General features: G+C 73.0%; 3 protein-coding genes. 1 reads left to right on the top strand and 2 read right to left on the bottom strand.

From position 1 onward, the window contains the following. Window positions 1-2,851, bottom strand: a 2,851-nt coding sequence (locus AC08OV_RS22730) for a type I polyketide synthase (RefSeq protein WP_476620282.1), incomplete at its 3' end; no start/stop codon positions are given. Between the two features lie 834 nt (window positions 2,852-3,685). Between AC08OV_RS22730 and cbiE the strand changes: the two genes are divergently transcribed. After that, window positions 3,686-5,161 carry a precorrin-6y C5,15-methyltransferase (decarboxylating) subunit CbiE gene (gene cbiE, locus AC08OV_RS22725; RefSeq protein ID WP_476613987.1) on the top strand — a complete coding sequence of 492 codons (1,476 nt, stop codon included), beginning with the start codon at window positions 3,686-3,688 and terminating at the stop codon, window positions 5,159-5,161. A 60-nt stretch (window positions 5,162-5,221) separates the two neighbouring features. On the opposite strand, the gene AC08OV_RS22720 is transcribed toward cbiE, so the two are convergent. Then, on the bottom strand, window positions 5,222-6,097 hold an 876-nt coding region (locus AC08OV_RS22720; RefSeq protein WP_476620281.1), incomplete at its 5' end, for a FadR/GntR family transcriptional regulator.

Below are 6,097 nucleotides of genomic sequence, written 5' to 3'. Positions count from 1 at the left end.
GCCCGGCCTGGAGGCCGAGGTCGCCGGTCCGGGTGGAGACGACGGGGATGGCCGGCGGGGAGTAGATGATCTTCTCGGCGACGGCTCGGAACCGGTCGAGCATGTCGTCCATGTGCGGGGAGTGAAAAGCGTGGCTGACCGTCAGCCGCCTGATGGCGCGGCCGCGTTCGGCCCAGCCGACGGCGACGCGCTCGACGAGGTCGGCGTCGCCGGCGATGACGGTGGCGCTCGGGCCGTTGACGGTGGCGATCTCGACCCGCCCGGCGAGCCCGGCGAGGGACTCGGCGACCTCCGCCTCGCCGGCGCGGATGGCGGTCATGGCTCCGCCGGCGCGGCAGGCCTGCATGAGCCGGCCGCGGGCCGCGACGAGAGCGCAGGCGTCGTCGAGGGCCCACACTCCGGCGACGTGGGCGGCGGTGAGCTCGCCGATGGAGTGCCCGGCGAGGATCCCCGGGGCGAGACCCCAGGATTCGAGGAGCCGGAACAGCGCGGTCTCGAAGGCGAACAGCGCGGGCTGGGTGTACTCGGTGCGGTCGAGCGCCGCCGCGCCCGGGGAACCGGCGGGGGCGAACATGACGTCGCGCAGTGGGTATTCGAGATGCGGCGCGAAGTGGGCACAGACGTCGTCGAGGGCGTCGGCGAAGGCCGGGTAGGCCGCATGGAGTTCGCGGCCCATCCCGGGGCGTTGGCTACCCTGCCCGGTGAACAGGAAGGCGGTTGCGCCCCGAGCGGTTCCGCTTCGGCTCAGCGCCGGTCGGACCGTGCCCAGGACCAGCCCGGCGGTGGGGCGGGCCTCGGCCAGAGCAGCCAGGATCCCGGTCAGGGTCCCGGTCCCGGCCAGGTGCGTGCCGCTGCTGCACGCCGCCGATCCGCGGACGACGGCGACGGCGCGGTGCTCGAAGTGGGTGCGACCCGCCAGGGTGTATCCCGCGTCCAGGGGGGAGATCTCGGGATGGCGCTCCAGGTGCGTGCCGAGCCGGGCGGCCGCCGAACGTAGCGCCGCGTCGCCGCGGCCGGACAGGACGACAGGCACCGGGGCGCTCGCCGGGTTCTCCCCGGCGCGGTCCGCACCCACGGCGTCCGTTCCCGGCCCGGGGGGTGCTTCCTCGAGCACGGCATGAGCGTTGGTGCCGCTTACCCCGAACGCTGACACCGCCGCCCGTCGCGGCCGGCCATCCTGGCGCTGCCAGGGGACGTTCCCGGTGAGCAGGGCGACGTCGCCCGCCGACCAGTCCACGTGCGGGGACGCCTCGCGCACGTGCAGGGTCCGCGGCAGGACGCCGTGCCGCATCGCCTGCACCATCTTGATGATCCCGGCGACGCCGGCGGCGGCCTGGGTGTGGCCGATGTTCGACTTCAGGGACCCGAGGTAGACGGGCCGCCGCGCCGCACGGTCCTGGCCGTAGGTGGCTCGGTCCTGGCCGTAGGTGGCGATGACGGCCCGGGCCTCGATCGGGTCACCGAGCGTCGTGCCGGTGCCGTGCGCCTCCACCGCGTCGACGTCGGCGGCGCGCAGCCCCGCGTTGGCCAGCGCCTGGCGGATCAGGCGCTGCTGGGACAGGCCGTTCGGCGCGGTCATCCCGTTGCTGGCGCCGTCCTGGTTGATCGCGGTGCCACGCAGGACCGCGAGGACGTGATGGCCGTTACGGCGGGCATCGGAGAGCCGTTCCAGCAGCAGCACGCCCGCGCCGTCGGCCCAGCCGGTGCCGTCGGCGTCGGCGGAGAACGCCTTGCACCGCCCGTCCGGCGCCAGGCCCCGCTTGCGGCTGAACTCCACCAGGATCCCTGGGGTCGACATCACGGTCACCCCACCGGCCAGAGCGAGGTCGCATTCGCCGGCCCGCAGCGCCTGGCCGGCCAGATGCACCGCCACCAGGGACGAGGAACACTGGGTGTCGATGGTCAACGCGGGCCCTTCCAGGCCGAGCGTGTAGGAGACGCGGCCGGCGATCACGCCGGAGGCGTTGCCGGTGAGCAGCTGTCCCTGGGCTTCGGCGGGCGCCGCATGCCAGGCGGGGCCATAGTCCTGCAGCGACACCCCGGTGAAGACGCCGGTCCGGCTGCCCCGCAGCGACCGTGGGTCGAGGCCCGCGTGCTCCAGCACCTCCCAGGAGATCTCCAGCATCAGCCGCTGCTGCGGGTCCACGGCCTGCGCCTCGCGCGGACCGATACCGAAGAATCCCGGGTCGAACAGCGCGATGCCGGGCAGGAACCCGCCATGGCGGGTGTAGGCGGTGCCAGGCTGATCGGGATCAGGATCGTAGAGCGCGTCGAGGTCCCAGCCCCGGTCGTCGGGCAGGCCGCCGACGGCATCCCGGCCCTCTCGTACCAGGTCCCACAGGGCTTCTGGTGAGTCGGTGCCGCCGGGCAGCCGGCAGGCCATTCCGATGATGACGACGGGATCATGGCCCCGGAACGGCTCCGAGCCGACCTCGCCGGTGGCGGGAACGGCGACGGCCGCGGGAACGGCCGCGGGGACGGCGGTGGTCGCGGCGGGCTCGTCGATACCCAGCAACTCACGGCGCAGATGGCCGGCGAGGGCCTCGGGGGAGGGCCGGTCGAACAACAGCGTGGCGGGCAGGCGCAGACCCGTCGCCGCGGACAGTTCGTCCCGCAGCCGATCGGCGATGCCGCGGTACACCCCGAGACCACGCCAGGAGGATTCCCGGCCGAGGATGGCCGCGTCGCCGCTGCGCTCGGTCAGCACGGCGACCCGGCCGGCTATCAGGTCCAGCAGGAGCTCGCACTGGGCCGCCTCCGATCGGCCGGCCAGCCGGAGACGCCACGCCTCGCTCGCCCCAGCACCGGTGCCGCGCGGCGATCGTGCCTGGATTTCGCGCGTATCGCGCATGCAAACTCCCAGCGTCCTATTCAATGAGGAAACGACGCGTCGGCGACAGCCGCGTCCGTCGCCGGGCGTTCGCCTTCGTCCGTTTCGGCGACGGGTCGACGGACAACGAAGAAGGCCGCCACGGATCAAAGTCAGGGCCAGCCGGTAGCGCTCGGTACGGAGTGGGACAAAATCCCGGAAAGCTGGAGCCGAGAACGACTTGGAATATCTCTTCTGGACACGGAAGGGTAGGGCTCAGGCAACCGGCGAGGAGTCGGGTCGCGGAGCCGTCCGCTCTCCGTCGAGAGTGCGACGTCTCCATCTTCTCAGGGTACGACCATGCCGGCCGGGGGTGCGTGTCGTCGGTCACGTGTGAATAAGCATGAACGCCATGGTGCCCGATGCTGCGTTTGGGCTTCAAACGTCCTGGCGCGATCGGGCCATGTGAGAATTTACCCGGCCATCCTATGCGCAGGTCCCGGAGCGCTCCTGGTATCCTGGCGTACAGATGTCTGCTCTTCCTGTTCCTGGGTCCGTCTGCGATCCGGACTTCGAAGGCCACACCGATCGCGGAGCCGGCGTGCAACGTGTCGAGGATCGCATTTCACCAGGAATTGCTACCCGATACGGTGGTGATTTTCCATCCCCTGGCCGTCGGCGGCCTCCGTGCCCGGCGGCGGCTGATATACCCGCGACCCGCCGCGACCCGCCGCGACCCGCCGCGACGCGGTGGGACGCGGTTGCGCGGCAGGTGGCGGAGGTCGCCGACCAGGTCTGTCCGGACGAGGCGCACAGCTATTCTTGATCCTCCTGACCGACGCGCTACGCTCGCCTGTTGTGTCTGATACTGCCGCCATGTCGGCGACCGCGCCCGGATCCGGTGACGTCACCAGATTCGGGTCCCCCGGGCCGGTGAGCTCCGCCGACATCGGTGCCGACTCAATCCCCTCCGCTGTGCGCGTCACCGTGGTAGGTATTGGGGCCGACGGCTGGGCGGGGCTGGCGCCGACGGCCCGTGAGGTGGTGCGCGGGGCGGCCGTGCTGTTCGGCGCCGATCGCCAGCTTGCCCTCGTGCCCGAAAGGATCGACGGCCAGCCCGTCGGAGGCCGGCGGGTGCCGTGGCCGTCCCCGCTGCTGCCGGCCCTGCCCCGCCTGCTGGCCGGGCACGCCGGCACCGGCGGTCAGGCGGGGCGGGGTGAGCTCTGTGTTCTCGCGAGTGGTGATCCGATGTTCTTCGGGATCGGCACCACTCTGGTCCGGCTGCTGGGAGCGCACCGGGTGCGGGTCCTGCCCCATCCTTCGTCGCTCTCCCTGGCTTGCGCGCGGCTCGGGTGGGCCGTGGACGACGTCGACGTGGTGAGCGCGGTTGGGCGCCCCCTCGCGCAGGTGCAGGCCGCACTGGCGCCGCGTCGACGGCTGCTCGTCCTCAGCTCCGACCGGGCCACGCCCGTCGAGCTCGCCACCCTGCTCGTCGGGCGCGGGTACGGCGAGAGCCTGCTGACGGTTCTCGACCGGCTCGGGGGGCCGGACGAGGCGCGCCAGAGCGCCCCCGCCTCCGCCTGGGTCGAGGCCGGTGCCCGGGCCTGGGCCGCCGTGGAGCACCTGGGCGGGGCCGCCTCGGTCGTGCCGCAAGGGTCGGTCGTGCCGCAGGTGCCGTTGCGCGAGCCGGCGGACCTCAACGTCGTCGCTGTCGAGCCGGTGCCCACGCCGTCCGCCCCGCACCGCCCGCGGACGCCGGGCTTGCCTGATGACGCGTTCGAGCACGACGGTCAGCTCACCAGGCGGGAGATCCGGGCGGTGACCCTGGCCCGGCTCGGACCGGTCCCGGGCGAACTGCTGTGGGACGTCGGATCGGGCTCGGGCAGCATCGCGATCGAGTGGATGCGCACCCATGGCACCTGTCGTGCGATCGCGATCGAGCCGCGGGCGGAGCGCGCCGACCGGATCCGGCGCAATGCCACGGCTCTCGGCGTGCCGGCGCTGCGGATCGTGCCCGGCCGGGCGCCCGAGGCCCTGGCCGGGCTGCCGGCGGCGGATGCCGTCTTCATCGGGGGCGGCCTTACGACCCCCGGGCTGCTCGACGCCTGCTGGGCGGCGCTGGGCGGACGTGGCCGACTCGTCGCCAACGCCGTCACCCTCGAGTCCGAGGCGCTCCTCGTCTCCTGGCACGCCCGCCTGGGCGGTGATTTGGTCCGGTTGTCAGTGAGTCGGGCGGTCCCGATCGGTGGCTTCACCGGATGGCGCCCGGCGAGGCCGGTGACCCAGTGGACGGTGTGGCCCGCCGCCCACCATCCGTCGGTCCGTCGATCCGCCGAAAATGTGGAGGGTTAAGCACGGCCGGCGGCCTGGAAACCGTGACCAACCCTCCACAGTTTGATTCAGCAGTTCGATTCAGCTGAGCAGGTCCAGCACGCACCGGTCGGCCGGACCGCCGGGGATCGCGTGGTCGGGGGCGGCGAGGTGCCGGTGCCAGAGATCGGCGGCGCCCTGCGTGTCGCCGGCCTCGATGAGGTCGATGAGCGTGGCGTGCATCCGGCGGGTCGCACGGGCGGACGATCGGTCATCGGTGGCGACCGCGGCGAGACTGGTCTCCTCCGGACGGTTGTCGGCACCGGGGTGACCGCCGTGGCTGTTCGTGAGCTCCACGAGATGCTGGAGCATCCCGGTGATCACGGTCAGTGTCTTGTTTCCGGTCAGCTCCACCACGGCCAGGTGAAAGGCGGCCTGGGCCGAGGCGAGCGCGACGGGATGGTCGGCGGCCTCGTCACCCTCGTGGAGGAGCTGGCGTAGCCGGGCGACGTCGGCGGGATCACGCCGTTCGGCGAGCAGCGCCGCGCACGGCGGCTCGATGACGGCACAGGCCTGGTGGACGTCGCCCAGGGCGGCGCCGCGGTGTTCGAGGACGAGACCGGCGTAGCGCGCGGCGGCCTCGGGGCTCGGGGTGTGGACCCGCGCGCCGCCGTGGGCCCCGCGCCGCACGAAGATTAGCGCCTCCGCCTCCAGCACCCGGAACGCCTCGCGCAGGGTGGGGCGCGAGACCCCGAACTGCGCCATCAGCGTGGGTTCGGGCGGTAGGGCGTCACCCTCGCTGAGCTCGCCGCGGATGATCCGCCGCCGCAGCTGGCTGGCGACGAGTTCCGCGGTCTTGGGTACCCGCACCCGCTGGCCGACCGGGGACGCGGCGGCCGAACCCGGCGTGGCCGAGACCGGGGGCGCCGGGACGGGGGTGATCGAAGCTGCGGTGGCCGCGTCCGGGGCGGCCGGGAC

It is taken from the genome of Frankia sp. CeTa3Moorea (assembly GCF_978021225.1).
This window is presented reverse-complemented; position numbering and strand designations above follow the sequence as displayed.